Source organism: Pseudomonas sp. QTF5 (genome assembly GCF_000512695.2).
Lineage (GTDB): Bacteria > Pseudomonadota > Gammaproteobacteria > Pseudomonadales > Pseudomonadaceae > Aquipseudomonas.
Window position 1 is genome coordinate 80,215 of the sequence record NZ_AZRW02000004.1, and the last position, 20,122, is coordinate 100,336.

Genomic DNA, 20,122 nt, shown 5'->3' on the forward strand with positions numbered 1-20,122 from the left:
CACTTTCCGCCACTTGCGCACACTATAGGAATGCGCCCACCACACCGTCAAGGCGCGGATTAAAGGAAAAGCCTTACAGAACGGAGATTTAGGAGCGTAAAAGGAGGGTTAACGAGAATCTGACAGATGAATTTGCTCAATAACTTGAATCAGCACAGAAGGCTGCGTTCAGAAGTTAAAGTAGTTTGTTAAGAGTAAGATTTTTTCGGTATTACAAAAGCGCTTCTGCTATTGATTCAGCAGGGGAGGGAAATTGCCATAACGCACATCGCTGCCCAATGATGAAGCAGAGAAAAAAAGGTGGAGAGTCGATCTGTAAGCCGGGTTCTGTCTTGAACAGTCATTCGTCTACGATGGCCATCACTGGACATCTTTAGCAACCTACCCGGTCCCAGCGCGGGCCACGCCTTGGGACCCTATTTGGTCTTGCTCCAAGTGGGGTTTACCTAGCCACGAACTGTTGCCAGACGTGCGGTGCGCTCTTACCGCACCTTTTCACCCTTACCGGCGCCGAAGCGCTTAGGCGGTTATTTTCTGTGGCACTTTCCGTAGGCTCACGCCTCCCAGGCATTACCTGGCACTTCGCCCTATGGAGCCCGGACTTTCCTCCCCCCCCTAATTTTCATAGAGGGCAGCGACTGTCCGATCGACTCTCCGCCGCGAAGGTTAACGGCAGAGCGGCCGAAGAACAAGCAATAAAAGCCTCTGGCCGGCGCTGCACGTCGGTTTTACTCGCCTTTCTGTTTATCCAGCGCGACCTGATAGAGCACATTCTTGCGCTCACCGGTAATTTGCGCCGCCAATGCCGCCGCACGCTTGAGCGGCATTTCTTCGAGTAACAGGTTGAGAATACGCATGGCTTCACTGCTGACAGCGTCTTCAGTCTCAGGGGCAGTCCAGCCCGCCACCAGCACCACACACTCGCCACGCTGCTGATTGCTGTCCGATTCGACAAACTCGCGCAACTCGGCCAACGGCAAGCCTTTGAGGGTTTCGAAGGTCTTGGTCAGCTCCCGCGCCAGCAATGCCGGGCGCTCGGCGCCGAATACCAGCTCCATGTCTTGCAGGCATTCAAGGATCCGATGCGGTGCTTCATAGAAAATCAGCGTGCGCGGCTCTTCTTTTACCAGTTCCAGACGAGCACGTCGGCCGACAGCCTTGGCCGGCAAAAAACCTTCGAAGATGAAACGGTCGGACGGCAGCCCCGCCGCCGACAACGCCGCAATCAAGGCGCACGCTCCCGGAACCGGCACCACATTGATTCCCGCGGTACGAGCCTGTCGCACCAGGTGATAACCCGGATCGGAAATCAGCGGCGTCCCGGCGTCGGAGATCAACGCCACATCGTCGCCCGCCAGCAGACGCGTGATAAAGCGGTTACCCTCCTCTCGTTCGTTGTGTTCATGGCAGGCCGCCAGCGGCGTCGGAATGCCGAAATGCTGCATCAATCGCTGGGAATGGCGAGTGTCTTCGGCAGCGATCAAAGCGACCTCGCGCAGGATCTTCAGCGCACGCGCACTGATGTCGTCCAGGTTGCCGATGGGCGTCGCCACCACATAAAGCGAGCCAGCAGCGGAATTCAAAGCACCTGGAGCAGTCAAAGCGCACACCTCATGATCGGTAAAAGGCGACATTGTAGCGCGTAGCGGCGTTTGCGATACGCCTCACCCTCCCCGGGTTTTCCAGCCTTTTGTGCAGTGCTGCAACATTTACACGAGCTAAATTGATCGATTCACGCCAGTAACATCGCGCCCCGGCCAGTGCTTGGGTACAATTCCCCGCTAATTTGATCGAGTATCAGGAACACTTACATGATCGCTTGCCTGCGGCTGTTCTCTGCCCTTTGCCTCGCTGCCTTGCTGGCGGCTTGCGCCAGCTCGCCCTCTTCCAGCCTTGGCGAACTTCCACGGACCCCGGACGCCAGTATCGAGCAATTGCTCGAACAGGCCGCTAAAAGCAAAGATCCGGAAAAAGCCGCTCTATTGCGCTTGAGCGCGGCAGACCTGGCTTATCGTCAGGGCAATGCCGGCCAGTCCGCGCAAATCCTGCAACAAGTACCGACGGAACAACTCAAGCCAGGCCAACAAGTCTTCGCCAGTACCCTGGCGGCTGAACTGGCCATGGTCCGCAATCAGCCGAAAGCGGCGCTGACGGCCTTGAGCCATCCGAGCCTGCAACGCTTGGGCGAGCTGCCCGTCGAACAACAGGTTCGCACCGGCACCGTTCATGCCCGCGCCCTTGAGGCCGATGGCCAGACCCTGGCCGCCGCACGGGAGCGCATCTTCATTGCCCCGATGCTTGAAGGTGAAGCAGCCAGCAAAAACCATGAAGCGATCTGGACCCTGATCGCTTCGCTGCCGACCGATCAATTGCAGCCGACCACCGACGATGACCTCGGCGGCTGGATACGTCTGGCGCTGGCGGTGAAAACGGCCGGCACTTTGGAACAGCAGCAAGCCGCGATCGACAACTGGCGCGAACGGAATCCAAAGCACCCGGCTGCCATCCAGCTGCCATTGCCACTGACCAAACTCAAGGAACTGGCCAGCCAGCCCCTGAGCAAGATTGCCCTGCTACTGCCACAAGACGGCCCGCTGGCATCGGTTGGCAAAGCACTGCGCGAAGGTTTCATGGCCGCTCACTACCAGGCGCAACAAGCCGGGCAGAAGCCGCCAGCCATCGAGTTCTATGACAGCTCGCGCCTCACCTCTCTCGACGAGTTCTATCGCAAGGCCCAGGCCGATGGCGTGCAACTGGTGGTCGGCCCGCTGGAGAAGCCGCTGGTCAAACAGCTCAGCGCGCGCCCGCAACTGCCGATCACCACCCTGGCGCTGAACTACAGCGAAGGCGAACAAGGTCCGGCTCAACTGTTCCAGTTCGGCCTGGCCGCTGAAGACGAAGCCCGCGAAGTGTCCCGTCGTGCGCGCGCCGATGGCCTGCACCGCGCCGCCATCATGGTGCCGAAAGGCGAATGGGGCGACCGCGTATACAAGGCGTTCAGCCAGGATTGGCAAGCCAACGGTGGCAGCATCGTCGCGGCCGAACGCGTCGACCAACCGGTCCAATTGGCCCAGCAGATTGCCGACATGTTCCAGTTGCGCCAGAGCGAAGGCCGCGCCAAGAGCCTGCAAAGCACCGTTGGCTCGCAGGTTGCCGCACAACCTTCGCGTCGTCAGGACATCGAGTTCATCTTCCTGGCCGCGACGCCGCAGCAGGCTCAACAGATCAAACCGACCCTGAACTTCCAGTACGCGGGTGACGTGCCGGTTTACGCCACCTCCCACGTGTTCAGCGCCAGCGGCGACCAGAACCAGTACAACGACATGAACGGTATTCGCTTCTGCGAAACACCATGGCTGCTGGATGCCAACGACCCGCTGCGCAAACAGGTCACTGCACAATGGCCACAAGCCGGTGGCAGCCTGGGCCGCCTGTACGCGATGGGCGTTGATGCCTATCGTCTGGCACCGCGCCTGGGGCAACTCAAGGCCTTGCCGGACAGCCGCATCCAAGGCCAATCGGGCAGCCTGGGCATGACTCAGAATCAGCGGGTCGAGCGTCAGTTGCCATGGGCAGAGTTCATCAACGGTCAGGTTCAACGCCTGCCGGATACCTCACGCTGATGCCTGACAGGTCACGCCAGCAAAGCGGTAAAGATGCCGAGCGTCATGCGCTCGAGCATCTTCAGCAACAAGGTCTGCGCCTGCTGGCGCAGAACTGGTTGTGTAAACGCGGCGAGCTTGATCTGGTCATGCTTGATGGCGATACAGTAGTATTCGTCGAAGTCCGCTACAGAAAAAACACCCAATGGGGTGGCGCGCTCGATAGCATCGATGGGCGCAAACGGCAGAAACTGATTTTTGCCGCGCAGTATTTTCTTCAGCGAGAGTCGCGCTGGGCCAATTCCCCCTGCCGCTTCGACGTGGTTGCCATCGACAGCAACCTTGATCAGTTGAACTGGTTGCAGAATGCCTTCGACAGCTGATCGCTGCGCCCCGAACCGGACATCTTCACCCAACACTTTTTGCTCTTTGCTTTGCGGGCTGCACATTCATGTGCCGAGTAGCCGCGCTAATTAAGGTCACACAGATGGACATGCAATCGCGAATTCGCCAGCTTTTTCAGGCCAGTATCGACACCAAGCAACAGGCGATGGACGTACTTGCACCGCACATCGAGCAAGCCAGCCAGGTCATGGTCAACGCCCTGCTCAACGAGGGCAAAATGCTGTCCTGCGGCAACGGCGGTTCCGCCGGTGACGCACAGCACTTCTCATCCGAGCTGCTCAATCGCTTCGAACGCGAGCGCCCGAGCCTGCCCGCCATCGCGCTGACCACCGACAGCTCGACGATCACCTCGATCGCCAACGATTACAGCTACAACGAAATTTTCTCCAAACAGATCCGTGCCCTCGGCCAGCCGGGCGATGTTTTGCTGGCGATTTCCACCAGTGGCAACTCGGCAAACATAATTCAAGCGATCCAGGCCGCACATGATCGCGAAATGATTGTCGTAGCATTGACCGGTCGTGATGGCGGCGGCATGGCGTCACTGCTATTGCCTGAGGACGTCGAGATTCGCGTACCGGCCAACGTCACTGCACGCATTCAGGAAGTCCACCTGCTGGCGATCCATTGCCTTTGCGATTTGATCGACAGCCAAATATTCGGGAGTGAAGAATGACCCCTAATCGCCTGGGCCTTCTGGCCTTGACCCTGTGCCTCGGCATCAGCGGCTGCACCTCGGTGGTTAACGCCAGCCGTGAAGCGCCGATTGACGATGACCGCGGCACCCGCACCTTCGGCAGCAAGATCGACGACTCCCTGATCGAAACCAAGGCCGGTGTAAACATCGCCAAGGCCGATCCAGACCTGGACAACAACTCGCACATCGTCGTCACCAGCTTCAACGGCGTGGTGCTGCTCGCCGGGCAAACCCCTCGCGCCGACCTCAAGGCCAAGGCCGAACAGGTTGCCGCCGCCGTTCAACGGGTAAAGAAGGTTCACAACGAGCTGCAAGTACTGGCGCCCTCCTCGCTGCTGGCGCGCCAGAATGACACTTGGCTGACCACCAAGATCAAGACCCAGATGCTCACCGACGCCTCCATCCCGGGGTCGCGCATCAAGGTTGTGACCGAAAACGGCATCGTCTACTTGCTGGGTCTGCTGACCAAGCAGGAAGCGGCCCAGGCGACCAATCTGGTACAAGGCGTTTCCGGCGTGCAGAAGATCGTGAAGTTGTTTGAGTACATCGACTGATCGGCTTGTAGGCGTCTGCGCAAAACGGTGGAACTCTCACCCAGGATTGCGCACATGCCGGACGCACAAAAAAACCCGCTGAAATCACTTCAGCGGGTTTTTCATTTCAGCGGCCAGGAAGATCAGAAATCCTCCAACCGCCATACCTCGTAAGCCGGCGCCTCATAGGGATGGCTCTCTTTCAGAGCCACCACCACCGCCTGAATCAACTCATCGCTGACCACAAGCTCAACCTTCCATTCCTCAACCTGCTCGACCTGCCCCGCTTCACCAATGAACGGCTGGCTGCCATCCAGCGGGCGAAACTGACCCAACCCAAACACCTGCCACGCGCAGTGATCATAAGCCCCGATCCGCCCGCCACCGGCAGCGAACACAGCGCTTTTGACCACCTCGACATGACTGGCCGGAACAAAAAAACTGAGCTTGTACACGGCGCTTAGTTTACCCAGACCCGCGCGTTACGGAACATACGCATCCAAGGTGCGTCTTCGTTCCAGTCTTCCGAACGCCACGAGTTCTGCACAGCACGGAATACACGCTCCGGGTGCGGCATCATGATGGTCACGCGACCGTCACGGCTGGTCAGCCCGGTGATCCCACGCGGCGAGCCGTTCGGGTTGGCCGGGTAGTTTTCGGTGACCTTGCCGTGGTTGTCGACGAAACGCATTGCCACGCAACCCGACAGATCGGCTTCCAGCAACGCTTCTTCGCTGGCGAATTCGGCATGACCTTCGCCGTGAGCAATAGCGATCGGCATACGCGAACCGGCCATGCCCTGCAGGAAGATCGAGTTCGACTCCTGAATCTGTACCATCGCCACACGAGCTTCGAACTGCTCGGAACGGTTACGCACGAAGTGCGGCCAGAACTCGCTGCCCGGGATCAGCTCGTGCAGGTTGGACATCATCTGGCAACCGTTGCACACGCCGAGGGTGAAGCTGTCGTTACGTTCGAAGAAGCCCTGGAAGGCATCGCGAGCGCGGCTGTTGAACAGCGCGGACTTGGCCCAGCCTTCGCCGGCACCCAGTACGTCGCCGTACGAGAAACCGCCGCAAGCCACCAGACCTTTGAACTCGTTCAGGTCGACACGGCCGGCCAGAATGTCGCTCATGTGCACGTCGATCGCGTTGAAACCGGCGCGGTCGAACGCGGCCGCCATTTCCACCTGACCGTTGACGCCCTGCTCACGCAGCACGGCAACCTGTGGGCGGATGCCTTTCTTGATGTAAGGCGCGGCGACGTCCTGGTTGACGTCGTAGCTGAGCTTGACGCTCAGGCCCGGGTTGTCTTCTTCCAGCAGCACGTCGAACTCCTGTTCGGCGCAGTCGGCGTTATCACGCAGACGCTGGATCTGGTAGCTGGTTTCAGCCCACTGACGTTGCAGCAGACGACGCTGACCTTCGAACACGGTGTCGCCGTTGAAAGTGATGCTGATCTCGCCGTTGTTCATTGGCTGACCGATCACCGACACACAGTCACCCAGGCCAGCTGCGCTGAACTGCGCGAGGATGTCTGGAGTGGCGTCCTGGCGAACCTGGATCACCGCGCCCAGTTCTTCGTTGAACAGGATCGCGGCGATATCGGCGGAGGTTTCTGCCAGACCGTCGAGGTTCAGGCTCAGACCGCAGTGCCCGGCGAAGGCCATTTCTACCACGCTGGTCAGCAGACCACCGTCGGAACGGTCGTGGTAAGCCAGCAAGTGGCCGTCGGCGTTGAGGCCCTGAATCACCGCGAAGAAGGCTTTCAGGTCTTCGGCGTCATCGACGTCCGGGGCCTGCTTGCCGAGTTTGCCGTGAACCTGAGCAAGGATCGAAGCGCCCATGCGGTTCTGACCGCGACCGAGGTCGATCAGGATCAGGTCGGTGGTGCCCTTGTCCATGCGCAGTTGCGGGGTCATGGTCTGACGGATGTCAGCCACGGGCGCGAAACCGGTCACGATCAGCGACATCGGCGAAGTCACCGTCTTGTCGACGCCTTCATCGTTCCAGCGGGTGGCCATGGACATCGAGTCCTTGCCCACCGGAATGGTAATGCCCAGCTCAGGGCACAGTTCCATGCCGACCGCTTTCACGGTGTCGTACAGACGCGCGTCTTCACCCGGGTGGCCGGCTGCGGACATCCAGTTCGCCGACAGTTTGATGTCGGAGATTTTGGCGATGCGCGACGCCGCGATGTTGGTCAGGGTTTCGCCGATGGCCATGCGGCCCGACGCCGGAGCGTCCAGCAGAGCCAGCGGAGTGCGCTCGCCCATGGCCATGGCTTCACCGGTATAGACGTCGAAGCTGGTGGCGGTGACGGCAACGTCAGCCACCGGAACCTGCCACGGGCCGACCATCTGATCACGGGCCACGAGGCCGGTGATGGTACGGTCGCCGATGGTGATCAGGAAGCTTTTGCTGGCCACGGCCGGGTGATGCAGAACGCGCTCGACGCAGTCGGCAATCTCGAGGGTCGACGGATCGAAATCGTCGCCCAGCTCGTTTTCGCGAACGGCCGAACGGTGCATGCGCGGGGCTTTGCCCAGCAGCACTTCGAGCGGCATGTCCACCGGGCTGTTGCCGAAGTGGCTGTCGGTCACGGTCAGTTGCGGTTCGGCAGTGGCTTCACCGACCACGGCAAACGGGCAACGCTCACGTTCGCAGATCGCCTGGAAGCGTTCGAAGTCCGCAGGTCCGACCGCCAGAACGTAGCGTTCCTGGGATTCGTTACTCCAGATTTCGTGCGGGGCCATGCCCGGCTCGTCGTTTGGAATGTTGCGCAGTTCGAAGCGACCGCCACGGTTGCCGTCGTTGACCAGTTCCGGGAAGGCGTTGGACAGACCGCCCGCGCCGACGTCGTGGATGAAGCTGATCGGGTTGTGTTCACCCAACTGCCAGCAACGGTCGATGACTTCCTGGCAGCGACGTTCCATTTCCGGGTTTTCGCGCTGTACCGATGCGAAGTCCAGATCCGCCGAGCTGGTGCCGGTGGCCATGGAAGAGGCAGCGCCGCCGCCCAGGCCGATGAGCATTGCCGGGCCGCCGAGCACGATCAGCTTGGAGCCAACGGTGATTTCGCCTTTCTGTACGTGTTCGGCACGGATGTTACCCATGCCGCCGGCCAGCATGATCGGCTTGTGGTAACCGCGAACTTCGTCGCCACGCGGGGTGGTGATCGATTGTTCGAAGGTACGGAAGTAGCCAGTCAGGGCCGGACGACCGAATTCGTTGTTGAACGCGGCGCCACCCAGTGGGCCTTCGATCATGATGTCCAGCGCGGTAACGATGCGCTCAGGCTTGCCGTACGGCACTTCCCACGGCTGTTCGAAGCCCGGGATTTGCAGGTTGGACACGGTGAAACCGGTCAGGCCTGCCTTTGGCTTGGCGCCGCGACCGGTTGCACCTTCATCGCGAATCTCGCCACCGGAACCGGTGGATGCGCCCGGGAACGGGGCAATCGCGGTCGGGTGGTTGTGAGTTTCGACTTTCATCAGGATGTGCACCGGTTCCTGCACCGCGCCGTACTGGCGGGTCTCAGGGTCCGGGAAGAAACGGCCGGCGACGGAGCCGACGATCACCGAGGCGTTGTCCTTATAAGCCGACAAAACACCTTCGCTGTGCATCTGATAGGTGTTCTTGATCATGCCGAACAGGCTTTTTTCCTGGCTCTGACCGTCGATATCCCAACTGGCGTTGAAGATCTTGTGACGGCAGTGCTCGGAGTTCGCCTGGGCAAACATCATCAGTTCGATGTCATGCGGGTTGCGCTTCAAGCCGACGAAGGCTGCGACCAGATAGTCGATCTCGTCTTCGGCCAGGGCCAGGCCCAGCTCGGTGTTGGCTTTTTCCAGCGCGGCGCGGCCGCCACCCAACACGTCGATCGCGGTCAGGGGCTTGGGTTCGGCGTGGCTGAACAGGCCGGCGGCTTGTTCAAGGTTGTCCAATACGATCTGGGTCATGCGGTCATGCAGCGCGCCTGCGATCAGCTGCGCTTCGGCATCGCTGAACTGGCCGGCGACGTAGAACGCGATACCGCGCTCCAGGCGCTGGATCTTGGTCAGGCCGCAGTTGCGAGCGATGTCGCTGGCTTTACTGGACCACGGCGAGATGGTGCCAAAACGTGGCAACACCAGAAACAGACGACCGGTTGGCTCTTGTACTGGAACGCTTGGGCCGTACTTCAGAAGGCGCGCGAGCACCTGCTGTTCGTCGCCGGTCAGGACGCCGGTAACTTCGGCGAAGTGAGCGAATTCAGCATACAAGCCGCTGACAGCCGGAACCTTCTGGCTCAGTTGCTCAAGGAGTTTGCTGTGGCGAAAGGCAGAAAGGGCAGGAGCGCCGCGCAGGATCAACATCTTCGGGACAGCCTCGGGAAGGGGTGTGCTTTGAGGCCGTGCATTCTAGCCTAAACCGCCCGCGACATCACCCGAAACGGTACGCACAGCTGTACCCGAACGTCGGGCCGGGTATTCGGGCCCGAAACAGGCGTGCGCCGCAGGTTATTTTTTCTGTCACAAAATGCTGTTCGGGCCCATTCCTGCGGGCTCCAAGCGGGTTTTAGACTCTCTAGCAGACAAGCCCTTCGCTGTCGAGATATGGCGCTTGTGGTCCTTTGCGTATACTGCGCAGATGTTTTCCCCAACGGCTTTGCGTCCGCGGTATGCCAAATGGCTGATCGCAACCGGACTCTTCCTGGTGCTCAGTGGCTGTGTTGATAAACCCAACACGCTGGAGCGCGTAAAGGAGGATGGTGTGCTGCGGGTGGTTACCCGTAACAGCCCCGCCACCTACTTTCAGGATCGCAACGGTGAAACCGGCTTCGAATACGAGCTGGTGAAGCGCTTCGCCGAAGATCTGGGGGTCGAACTCAAGATCGAAACCGCCGACAACCTCGACGACCTGTTCAGTCAGGTGGGCAAGCCCAATGGCCCCGTGCTGGCTGCTGCCGGTCTGGTCAGCAGCGAGCAACGCAAACAGCAGGTGCGGTTTTCCCACTCTTACCTCGAAGTCACCCCACAGATCATTTACCGCAACGGCCAGTCACGGCCGACCGATGCGGGCGATCTGGTCGGCAAGAAGATCATGGTGCTCAAGGGCAGCACCCACGCCGAGCAATTGGCGGAGCTGAAAAAGAAATTCCCTGGCATCCAGTACGAAGAATCCGACCAGGTTGAAGTGGTCGACTTGTTGCGCATGGTCGATGAAGGTCAGATCGACCTGACCCTGGTCGACTCCAACGAAGTCGCGATGAACCAGGTGTACTTCACCAACATACGGGTCGCCTTCGATCTCGGTGACTCCAGCAATCAGAGCTGGGCCGTGGCCGCCGGCGAAGACAACAGCCTGCTCAACGAGATCAACACCTATCTCGACAAAGTGAAGAAAAACGGCACCCTGCAACGGCTCAAGGATCGCTATTACGGGCACGTCGACGTGCTCGGTTACATGGGCGCCTACACCTTCGCCCAGCATCTGCAGCAGCGGTTGCCCAAGTACGAACAGCATTTCAAGACGTACGCCAAAAAAGAGAAAGTCGACTGGCGTCTGCTGGCGGCGATCGGTTATCAGGAATCACTGTGGCAAGCGGCGGTCACTTCCAAGACTGGCGTGCGCGGATTGATGATGCTGACCCAGAACACGGCGCAAGCCATGGGTGTGTCCAATCGCCTCGACCCCAAGCAGAGCATCATGGGCGGCGCGAAGTACCTGGCCTATATGAAGGAGCAATTGGACGAGTCGATTCAGGAGCCGGATCGTACGTGGTTCGCGCTCGCAGCCTACAACGTCGGCAGCGGTCACCTGGATGACGCGCGCAAACTGACGGCCAAGGCAGGGTTGAACCCGGACAAGTGGCTGGACGTGAAGAAGATCCTGCCGCGCCTGTCGCAGAAACAGTGGTACAGCAAGACTCGTTACGGCTACGCCCGGGGCGGCGAGCCGGTGCATTTCGTGGCGAACATCCGTCGCTATTACGACATCCTGACGTGGGTTACACAGCCGCAGCTGGAAGGCAATCAGGTCGCCGAGGGCAACCTGCACGTGCCGGGGGTCGACAAGACCAAGCCGAGCCAGGAAACCCCACCGCTCTAAAAGCCACCACCCATCAAATGTGGGAGCGGGCTTGCTCGCGAAGGCGGCTCAACATTCAACATCTCTGTCGACTGCCACACCCCATTCGCGAGCAAGCCCGCTCCCACATTGGTTTTGTGTTTGGCTTTTAAACTTTGGCAGCAGCCAGAATCAGCGCTTTCATCTCCGACACCGCCGACTTGAACCCGACGAACAACGCATGGGCTACCAGCGCATGACCGATGTTCAGTTCATTGATGCCCTTGATCGCCGCAACAGCCTCGACGTTGTGATAGTGCAGGCCGTGACCGGCGTTGACGATCAGCCCTTGGGCCAGACCGAATGCCACGCCATCGGCCACGCGCTTGAGCTCTTCAGCCACTTCGGTTGGCGTCTCGGCATCTGCATAACGCCCGGTGTGCAATTCGATGGCCGGCGCACCGACACGGCGGGACGCTTCGATCTGGCGCTCGTCTGCGTCGATGAATAGCGACACTTCACAGCCGATCTTCGCCAGACGATCCACCGCCGCCTTGATCCGCGCCTCCTGCCCTGCCACATCCAGACCGCCTTCGGTGGTCAGCTCCTGACGGGTTTCAGGGACCAGGCAGATGTGCGCCGGGCGGATGCGCTCGGCGAACACCATCATTTCTTCGGTGACGCCCATTTCGAAGTTCATGCGGGTTTGCAACACGTCCTTGAGCAGCAGCACGTCGCGCTCCTGAATGTGCCGGCGGTCTTCGCGCAGGTGCACGGTGATGCCATCGGCACCCGCCTCTTCCGCGTCCAGCGCTGCCTTGACCGGATCCGGGTAACGAGTACCCCGGGCCTGACGCAGGGTGGCAACGTGGTCGATGTTCACGCCAAGAAGAATGCGATTGCTGGTGGTCACGGAAGCGCTCCTGAAATAAGGGAAAGTTCGGTGCACAGCATACGGGGAGACTACGGCTTTCGAAACAACTCGCGACTGACCAACGGACGACCGCCCAGGTGAACGGCCAGCGCCTGACGCATCAAGCGCTTGGCAGCGGACAGCGCTCCGGGCGCAGACCAGTCGGCATCGGCCATGGCCAGCAGTTCAGTGCCATTGAACAGACCCGGTTGCAGCAGATAGACCCGTTCCAGGCCTGCGTCCACTTGCAAGCGGTAGAGGCCGTCCGGCGCGATGGGGTCGCCATGGATGTCGGTATTCAACGCAAAGCCGTAACCGAGGTCGTCGAGCAACCGCCATTCGAAGGAGCGCAGCAAAGGCTCCAATGGACGGCCTTCGGCCAGGGCGAGCAAGGTCGCGGCGTAGTGATCGAAAACCGCGGGATGAGGGTCTTCGGCGGGTAGCAGACGGATCAGCAATTCGTTGAGGTAGAGACCGCTGAACAGTGCCTCGCCGTTGAGCCAAGTAGAAACACCGGCGCTTTCCATGCGACCGACGTTTTTCAGCTCGCCCCGGCCACGGAACTCGACTTCGAGCGGCACGAACGGCCGCGCCAACGTCCCCGCCTTGCCCCGCGCGCTACGCAACACCGCCCGCAGCCGACCTTGCGGCGTAAGGAAATCCACCAGCGCACTGCTTTCGCGGTAGGCGCGGCTGTGGAGGACGTAGGCGGGTTGGCCAATAGGGGGTTGAGACATGGGAGTCAGGGTTCTCAATGACGGAACGCAGTTTTACAAACAACCCAAAACCAATGTGGGAGCGGGCTTGCTCGCGAAAGCGGTGTAACAGTCAACATCAATGCTGAATGTTACATCCTCTTCGCGAGCAAGCCCGCTCCCACAGTAGATCTATGTGCTGCCAAACGATTTACAGGTCGCCGTAACCCAACGAACGCAACGCACGTTCGTCATCGGACCAGCCGCCCTTAACCTTGACCCACAGGTTAAGCATGATCTTGGAGTCGAACAGCAGCTCCATGTCCTTGCGCGCCTCGGTGCCGATGCGCTTGATGCGCTCGCCCTTGTCGCCAATGATGATTTTCTTCTGGCCGTCACGTTCGACGAGGATCAACGCATGGATGTGCAGGGTTTTGCCCTGCTGCTTGAACTCTTCGATTTCCACGGTGATCTGGTATGGCAGCTCGGCGCCCAACTGGCGCATGATTTTCTCGCGCACCAGTTCGGCGGCGAGGAAGCGGCTGCTACGGTCAGTGATCTGATCTTCGGGGAAGAAGTGATCGTTTTCCGGCAGGTGCTCGGCGATCACTCGTTCCAGCGCGTCCAGATTGTGCCCGTGCTGGGCCGAGATCGGCATGATCTGCGCGTTCGGCAGCTGTTCCTGCAGCCAACTCAGGTGCGGCATCAGCTCGGCTTTGTCTTCGATACGGTCGGTCTTGTTCAGCGCCACGATCAGCGGGCCGGTCACGTACTGAACGCGTTCGAGGACCATCTGGTCTTCGTCGGTCCACTTGGTGCGGTCGACCACGAAGATCACCACGTCGACGTCTTTCAACGCCGCCGAAGCAGTCTTGTTCATGTAGCGGTTCAGGGCCTTTTCGCCGCCCTTGTGCATGCCCGGGGTGTCGACGTAGATCGCTTGCACGTCGCCTTCGGTCTTGATGCCGAGCATGTTGTGACGGGTGGTCTGCGGCTTGCGCGAGGTGATCGCCAGCTTCTGACCCAGAATGTGGTTCAGCAGCGTGGACTTGCCCACGTTGGGACGGCCGACGATGGCAACATAGCCACAGCGGGTTGCAGTTGAATCAGTCATTGCCATTCTCCACACCCAGGGCAATCAGTGCTGCGGCGGCCGCTACCTGTTCGGCAATACGACGACTCACACCCTGACCTCGGCTTTTTTCATTCAGTAAGATGATTTCACATTCGACGAAGAACGTCCGGCAATGTGGCTCACCCTGGATATCCACCACTTCGTAACGCGGCAGCTCGCAACCACGGGACTGCAGGAATTCCTGCAGACGGGTTTTCGGATCTTTGTTGGTGTCGACCAGCGTCAGGCCTTCGAACTCTCCGGCCAGCCAGGCCAGCACACGCTCACGCGCCACGTCCATGCCGGCGTCCAGGTAGATCGCACCGATCAGCGCTTCCAGGGCATCGGCCAGAATCGACTCGCGACGGAAACCGCCGCTTTTCAATTCACCGGAGCCCAGGCGCAGGTATTCGCCCAGGTCGAAACCACGGGCCAGTACGGCCAGGGTCTCACCTTTCACCAAGCGTGCGCGCAAACGCGACAACTGGCCTTCGCGGGCCAGCGGGAAGCGATCGAACAGCGCCTCGCCAGCGACGAAGTTGAGGATGGCATCACCGAGGAACTCCAGGCGTTCGTTGTTGCGCCCGGCGAAGCTGCGGTGAGTCAGGGCCAGGACCATCAGCTCCTGGTCTTTGAAGGTGTAGCCGAGCTGACGCTCTAGACGGCTTAAGGAGACGCTCACGGTGTACCCACGCTGAGTTCGTGGCTGGATTCCACCGCCATCGCCGTGGTGCGGCGCAGGCTTGGGACAATTAACGCTGTGTTCAAAAATAACGTCCTGAATATCGTTGTTTTCATGCTTCTGTCACCGGTTATGCCGACTCCAGAAATGCATTCGGCGCTGTATTCAACAGCGCCGTGTGTGATTACTTGATCAGGCCAACCCGCGAGAAATTCGGCAGGTGACTGAGTTTGGGTTCCGGCCAGCTCATCCAGACTGCGAAGGCCTTGCCGACGATATTCTTGTCGGGAACCATGCCCAGCAGATCCTTGGGAATACTCGGATCATCCCAGTAGCGACTGTCGTTCGAGTTGTCGCGGTTGTCGCCCATCATGAAGTAGTGCCCGGCAGGCACGGTCCACGAACGATCCGGCGCTGCGCGGTAGCGGCTCATTTCCTTGCGGATAAGGTGCTCGGCAACGCCGAGTTTTTCCTTGTAGAGCTCGGCGCTGCCCAACGTGCCCGGCTCGGAACCGACCAGTTGTTCGGCGATCGACTCACCGTTGACGAACAGACGCTTGTCAGCGGTGTAGCGAATCTGGTCACCCGGCAGGCCCACCACACGCTTGATGTAATTGACGTTCGGGTCGCTCGGGTAGCGGAACACCATCACATCGCCGCGCTGCGGATCACCGACTTCGATGACTTTCTTGTCGATCACCGGCAGGCGGATCCCGTAAGAAAATTTGTTCACCAGAATGAAGTCGCCGACGTCCAGGGTCGGTTTCATCGAGCCGGAAGGAATCTGGAACGGTTCCACCAGGAACGAACGCAGCACCAGCACGATGAACAACACCGGGAAGAACGATTTGCCGTATTCGACCAGCAGCGGCTCTTTGTTCAGTTTCTCGACCACCACCATGTCAGCCTGGCTGACGCTACCCTGGTAAGAGTTAATGGCAGCCCGGCGCCGTGGCGCCAGGAACAGCAGATCGAGCAACGCCAACAGGCCGCAGACGAACACGGCGATGACCAGCAACAGCGGGAAATTTAGTGACATAGGACCTAACTATCCAACCTGAGCACTGCAAGGAAGGCTTCTTGTGGAATCTCCACGTTACCGACCTGCTTCATGCGTTTTTTACCGGCCTTTTGCTTTTCCAGCAGCTTTTTCTTACGGCTGACGTCACCACCGTAGCATTTGGCCAATACGTTCTTTCTGAGTGCCTTGACGGTTGTACGCGCCACAATCTGACCACCAATGGCGGCCTGGATCGCCACGTCGAACATCTGCCGCGGAATCAGGTCTTTCATCTTCTCGGTCAACTGGCGACCTTTGTAGTGCGAGTTGTCGCGGTGCACGATCAGCGCCAGGGCGTCGACCTTGTCACCGTTGATCAGCACGTCCAGTTTCACCAGATTAGCTGATTGATAACGGTCGAAATGGTAATCCAGCGAAGCATAGCCACGGCTGGTGGATTTCAGACGGTCGAAGAAATCGAGGACCACTTCGTTCATCGGCAAATCGTAGGTCACTTGTACCTGGCTACCGAGGAACAGCATGTCGTGCTGCACGCCACGCTTTTCGATACACAGGGTAATGACGTTACCCAGGTGCTCTTGCGGCACAAGGATATTGGCCCGCACGATCGGTTCACGCATGTCTTCGATCGACGACAAATCTGGGAGCTTCGACGGGTTATCGACGTAAATCGTTTCGCCGGTTTTCAGCAGCAGCTCGAAAATTACCGTTGGCGCGGTGGTAATCAGGTCCAGGTCGTACTCGCGCTCCAGGCGCTCCTGGATGATTTCCATGTGCAGCATGCCGAGGAACCCGCAACGGAAGCCGAAGCCCAGCGCGTCGGAGCTTTCCGGGGTGTACTGCAGGGACGAGTCGTTGAGCGTGAGCTTTTGCAGGGCTTCACGGAAATCTTCGAAGTCGTCGGAGCTGACCGGGAACAGACCGGCGTAAACCTGCGGCTGAATGCGCTTGAAGCCTGGCAGCACGTCAACGTCTGGCGTGGAGCTCAAGGTCAGGGTGTCACCGACCGGTGCACCATGAATGTCCTTGATGCCGGCAATGATGAAGCCCACTTCGCCGGCCTTCAGGTCAACGGTGGCGGTGTGTTTCGGGTTGAAGACACCGACGCTGTCCACCAGGTGGATCTTGCCGGTGGATTTGACGAGGATCTTGTCGCCCTTCTTCACACGACCGTGACGCACGCGAACCAGGGAAACAACGCCCAGGTAGTTGTCGAACCAGGAGTCGATGATCAACGCTTGCAGCGGATCTTCGATGTTGCCGGTCGGCGCAGGAATGGTGGTGACGAGGCGCTCGAGCACTTCGTCGACGCCCAGACCGGTCTTGGCAGAGCACTCCACCGCGTCGGTGGCGTCGATGCCGATGATTTTCTCGATTTCTTCTTTGACGCGCTCCGGATCGGCCTGTGGCAGGTCGATCTTGTTCAGAACCGGCATGACTTCCAGGCCCTGCTCGATCGCCGTGTAGCAGTTGGCAACCGATTGCGCTTCAACGCCCTGACCGGCATCGACGACCAGCAACGCACCTTCACAAGCCGCCAGCGACCGGCTGACTTCGTAGGTGAAGTCAACGTGGCCGGGGGTGTCAATGAAGTTCAGCTGGTACTTGATGCCATCGCGAGCAGTGTAATAAAGGGTGACGCTGTGGGCCTTGATGGTGATCCCGCGTTCACGTTCCAGGTCCATGGAGTCCAGCACCTGGGCTTCCATTTCGCGCTCGGCAAGGCCGCCGCACATCTGGATGAAGCGATCGGCCAGCGTCGACTTGCCATGGTCAATGTGGGCGATGATGGAGAAATTGCGGATATGACTCAAATCACTCACGGATCAACACTCAAAAAGGCTGCAGGCATAGCCCGCCGAAAAATAGCCGGGAATTGTACCTGATCCACGGCGCAAGCGTCACGTTCGCAGGTCAGACGGCGCTTACAAAAACGCCCCGGTCTTGCGACAGGGGCGTTTTGAGTGACAAGCCATATCGGGAACAACCCGCGATCAACCGGCCCGGCGCAACAGCCAGACCCCGGCCAGGGCACAGACACCGGCTGGCACCAGCACCGCAAACAGCGGCGAGAAACCGAACACCAGGCTCGAAGGCCCCAACAAATCCTGGACGATGCGGAAGGTGAAGCCCACCAACACACCGGTAAAGACCCGCTGACCGAGGGTCACCGAACGCAGCGGACCGAAGATGAAGGAAATCGCCATCAGCACCAATGCAGCGGTCACCAGCGGCTGCAACACCTTGACCCAAAACGCCAACCAGTAACGACCGTTGCTCAGGCCCTGGTCAGCCAGGTAGTGGATGTAACTCCACAGACCGGTGATCGACAGTGATTCAGGCGCCATCACCACGGTGCTCAGCAATTGCGGGCTCAGGGCTACTTCCCAACGCTCCACCGGAGTCGTCACTACTTCGGTGTTCTTTTCATGGAACAACGTGGTCGTGACATCGCTTAGTTGCCAGTGATCCGTGTCGAATTCCGCGCGTTTGGCAAAGCTCGAAGACAGTATGTGGCGTTGATCGTCGAAGCGATAACGGGTCACGCCGTACAGCAGACCATTGGGTTGCACGGAGTTGACGTGAATGAACTCGTCACCCTGACGGTGCCACAGACCGTGCTTGGCGCTTTGCGCATCGCCGCTGCCCTGGGCCAGCGAGCGGTTGGCCTGAGCGGTGACTTCCGTGGCCGGCGCGACGTACTCACCGATCACCAAGCCCACCGCCATTAAAAGCAGCATCGGCTTCATGACAGCCCAGACGATTCGCCCGAGCGACACGCCCGCAGCGCGCATGATGGTCAGTTCGCTGTGGCTGGCCAGGCTGCCGAGGCCGATCAGGCAACCGATCAGCGCCGCCATCGGCAACATATCGTACAGACGGCGCGGCGCAGTCAGCAGGACATAGCTCAGGACATCCGCCAGTGTGTAGGTATCGCTGACGTCGCCCATCTCATCGATGAAGGCAAACAACGTTGCCAGACCCAGAATGATCCCCAGTACCGCCAGGATCGCCATGAACACGCTGCTACCGATGTAGCGATCGAGCTTATCCACGGGCCACCTCCAGCGCACTGCGGCGACTCGCCATCTTCAAGCGCAATGGCTCCCAGTACAGCAAGCCCAGACCGATGGCCAGGAAGATCGCATGCACCCACCACAAACCCAATGCGGGCGGGATCTTGCCCTTTTCAAGGGCGCCGCGAGCGGCAATCAGGATGGTCAGGTAAGCCATATAAAGAAGAATCGCCGGCAGCAGCTTGAGGAAACGGCCCTGGCGCGGGTTGACCCGCGACAGCGGCACCGCCATCAGGGTCACGATGAAAACCAGCAACGGCAGGGACAGACGCCATTGCAGCTCGGTGCGCGAGCGGATGTCATCATTGCCCAGCAGGGAGCGGGTGGTCATCGCATCGCGGTCGGTGACTTCGTCGCTGACGTCCGGCTTGGGCAGCAATACGCCGTACTCGTCGTATTTGATGGCGCGGTAGTCGGCCTGGCCCGGATTACCGTCGTAGCGGTAGCCGTTGTCGAGAATCAGATACCGATTGCCGTCGGGGCGAATTTCCTGACGGCCCTTCTCGGCCACCAGTACGGAAATCCCGCGATCCTTTTTGTCGGAATTTACATTCTTTTGCGAAATGAACACGCCGCCCAGATTGATGCGGTCATCCGACAATTGTTCGGTGTAGGTCACCCGAGTACCGTCGCGCAGGGCCTGGAAGCGGCCGGGCTCAAGAGTATCGAACTCAGTCAGTGCGTCCTGTTTGTTCAGCAGCAGCTGGAACTGGTTGGCACCTTGTGGCGCCAGGCTCAGGCTCAGCCATGCCACCACCAGCGCAACCAGCGTGGCCGGAAAGAGGGTGATGCGAAACAGCCGCTGCTGGCTCATGCCGGTGGCGGACAACACGGTCATTTCGCTGTCGAGGTACAGACGACCGTAGGCCAGCAAAATCCCGAGAAACAGCCCCAAAGGCAGGATCAACTGCAGGAAACCCGGCAGACGGAAACCCATGATCAGGAACAGCGAGCCCGGATCCAGAAGGCCAGAGGCCGCCTGGGCGAGGTATTTGATGAAGCGCCCGCTCATGATGATGACCAGCAGCACGGCGCTGACGGCGCTCAAGGTCAACAGGACTTCGCGGGATAGATAACGGAAGACAATCAAACCAGACACTCCAGGGTTGTCAGGCTAAGCGGCCAAACAAACGTATCAGTCGGCCCGCAGGGCAGAGCCGCCGAAAAAGATGCGCATTATCCTGTGATTGGGTGCGCCTGTCACTGCGCATGCTCAAGCAGGCGCCTGAACCGCTGAAGTTCGCACAACCGAGGGTTGTCAGGCGCCGGTAGCGAGGTTCAAACTGCGGCCTTTGTCGCTGGCACTGCTACCTGCGTCTTTCTACTTATAAGC

The 20,122-nt window shown here is 59.6% G+C and carries 16 protein-coding genes and 1 other RNA gene; 5 read left to right on the top strand and 12 right to left on the bottom strand.

Annotation, left to right across the window (positions count from 1 at the left end):
• Nucleotides 1-300: 300 nt before the first annotated feature.
• Together rnpB and rsmI are read right to left on the bottom strand one after the other, a co-directional pair.
• Nucleotides 301-654, bottom strand: an RNA gene (gene rnpB, locus IC37_RS04535) — RNase P RNA component class A.
• Nucleotides 655-728: 74 nt separating this feature from the next.
• Nucleotides 729-1,634 (bottom strand): 16S rRNA (cytidine(1402)-2'-O)-methyltransferase, encoded by a 906-nt coding sequence (rsmI, locus tag IC37_RS04540; RefSeq protein ID WP_177409376.1) that lies wholly within the window; start codon nucleotides 1,632-1,634, stop codon nucleotides 729-731.
• A gap of 177 nt (nucleotides 1,635-1,811) precedes the next feature.
• Between rsmI and IC37_RS04545 the strand changes: the two genes are divergently transcribed.
• From IC37_RS04545 to IC37_RS04560, 4 genes are all read left to right on the top strand, one after another.
• Entirely contained in the window at nucleotides 1,812-3,623 is a 1,812-nt protein-coding gene (locus IC37_RS04545; protein WP_030129811.1) for a penicillin-binding protein activator, read from the top strand.
• A complete protein-coding gene (locus IC37_RS04550; RefSeq protein WP_007904371.1) occupies nucleotides 3,623-3,985 on the top strand; it encodes a YraN family protein in 363 nt (120 codons plus the stop codon). The genes IC37_RS04545 and IC37_RS04550 overlap by 1 nt, the downstream gene beginning before the upstream one ends.
• A gap of 104 nt (nucleotides 3,986-4,089) precedes the next feature.
• On the top strand, nucleotides 4,090-4,683 hold the full coding sequence (locus IC37_RS04555) for a phosphoheptose isomerase (RefSeq protein ID WP_030129809.1): 594 nt from the start codon (nucleotides 4,090-4,092) through the stop codon (nucleotides 4,681-4,683).
• Complete coding sequence (locus IC37_RS04560; protein WP_030129808.1) at nucleotides 4,680-5,258, top strand: BON domain-containing protein; 579 nt, start codon at nucleotides 4,680-4,682, stop codon at nucleotides 5,256-5,258. The genes IC37_RS04555 and IC37_RS04560 overlap by 4 nt, the downstream gene beginning before the upstream one ends.
• Nucleotides 5,259-5,380: 122 nt before the next feature.
• On the opposite strand, the gene IC37_RS04565 is transcribed toward IC37_RS04560, so the two are convergent.
• Together IC37_RS04565 and purL are read right to left on the bottom strand one after the other, a co-directional pair.
• On the bottom strand, nucleotides 5,381-5,692 hold the full coding sequence (locus tag IC37_RS04565; RefSeq protein WP_030129807.1) for a YqfO family protein: 312 nt from the start codon (nucleotides 5,690-5,692) through the stop codon (nucleotides 5,381-5,383).
• A gap of 5 nt (nucleotides 5,693-5,697) precedes the next feature.
• A complete protein-coding gene (gene purL, locus IC37_RS04570; protein ID WP_030129806.1) occupies nucleotides 5,698-9,594 on the bottom strand; it encodes a phosphoribosylformylglycinamidine synthase in 3,897 nt (1,298 codons plus the stop codon).
• Between the two features lie 274 nt (nucleotides 9,595-9,868).
• On the opposite strand from purL, the gene mltF reads away from it, so the two are divergent.
• Nucleotides 9,869-11,329, top strand: coding sequence for a membrane-bound lytic murein transglycosylase MltF (gene mltF, locus IC37_RS04575; protein WP_030129805.1), 1,461 nt, complete (start codon nucleotides 9,869-9,871; stop codon nucleotides 11,327-11,329).
• A gap of 127 nt (nucleotides 11,330-11,456) precedes the next feature.
• On the opposite strand, the gene pdxJ is transcribed toward mltF, so the two are convergent.
• The 8 genes from pdxJ to lptF form a co-directional block, all read right to left on the bottom strand.
• A complete protein-coding gene (gene pdxJ, locus IC37_RS04580) occupies nucleotides 11,457-12,200 on the bottom strand; it encodes a pyridoxine 5'-phosphate synthase (protein ID WP_030129804.1) in 744 nt (247 codons plus the stop codon).
• A 50-nt stretch (nucleotides 12,201-12,250) separates the two neighbouring features.
• Nucleotides 12,251-12,937 (bottom strand): DNA repair protein RecO, encoded by a 687-nt coding sequence (gene recO / locus IC37_RS04585; RefSeq protein ID WP_030129803.1) that lies wholly within the window; start codon nucleotides 12,935-12,937, stop codon nucleotides 12,251-12,253.
• 169 nt (nucleotides 12,938-13,106) lie between these two features.
• The gene (era, locus tag IC37_RS04590) at nucleotides 13,107-14,009 is read right to left on the bottom strand and encodes a GTPase Era (RefSeq protein ID WP_030129802.1); all 903 of its coding nucleotides are present in this window, start codon (nucleotides 14,007-14,009) and stop codon (nucleotides 13,107-13,109) included.
• Nucleotides 14,002-14,691, bottom strand: coding sequence for a ribonuclease III (rnc, locus tag IC37_RS04595; protein WP_030129801.1), 690 nt, complete (start codon nucleotides 14,689-14,691; stop codon nucleotides 14,002-14,004). The genes era and rnc overlap by 8 nt, the downstream gene beginning before the upstream one ends.
• 184 nt (nucleotides 14,692-14,875) lie before the next feature.
• A complete protein-coding gene (gene lepB / locus IC37_RS04600) occupies nucleotides 14,876-15,730 on the bottom strand; it encodes a signal peptidase I (RefSeq protein ID WP_030129800.1) in 855 nt (284 codons plus the stop codon).
• Between the two features lie 5 nt (nucleotides 15,731-15,735).
• Entirely contained in the window at nucleotides 15,736-17,535 is a 1,800-nt protein-coding gene (lepA, locus tag IC37_RS04605; protein ID WP_030129799.1) for a translation elongation factor 4, read from the bottom strand.
• A gap of 171 nt (nucleotides 17,536-17,706) precedes the next feature.
• Nucleotides 17,707-18,768, bottom strand: a complete 1,062-nt coding sequence (gene lptG / locus IC37_RS04610; RefSeq protein WP_030129798.1) for an LPS export ABC transporter permease LptG — start codon at nucleotides 18,766-18,768, stop codon at nucleotides 17,707-17,709.
• Nucleotides 18,761-19,879, bottom strand: a complete 1,119-nt coding sequence (gene lptF, locus IC37_RS04615; RefSeq protein WP_030129797.1) for an LPS export ABC transporter permease LptF — start codon at nucleotides 19,877-19,879, stop codon at nucleotides 18,761-18,763. Before lptF ends, lptG begins: the two co-directional genes overlap by 8 nt.
• Nucleotides 19,880-20,122: the final 243 nt, after the last annotated feature.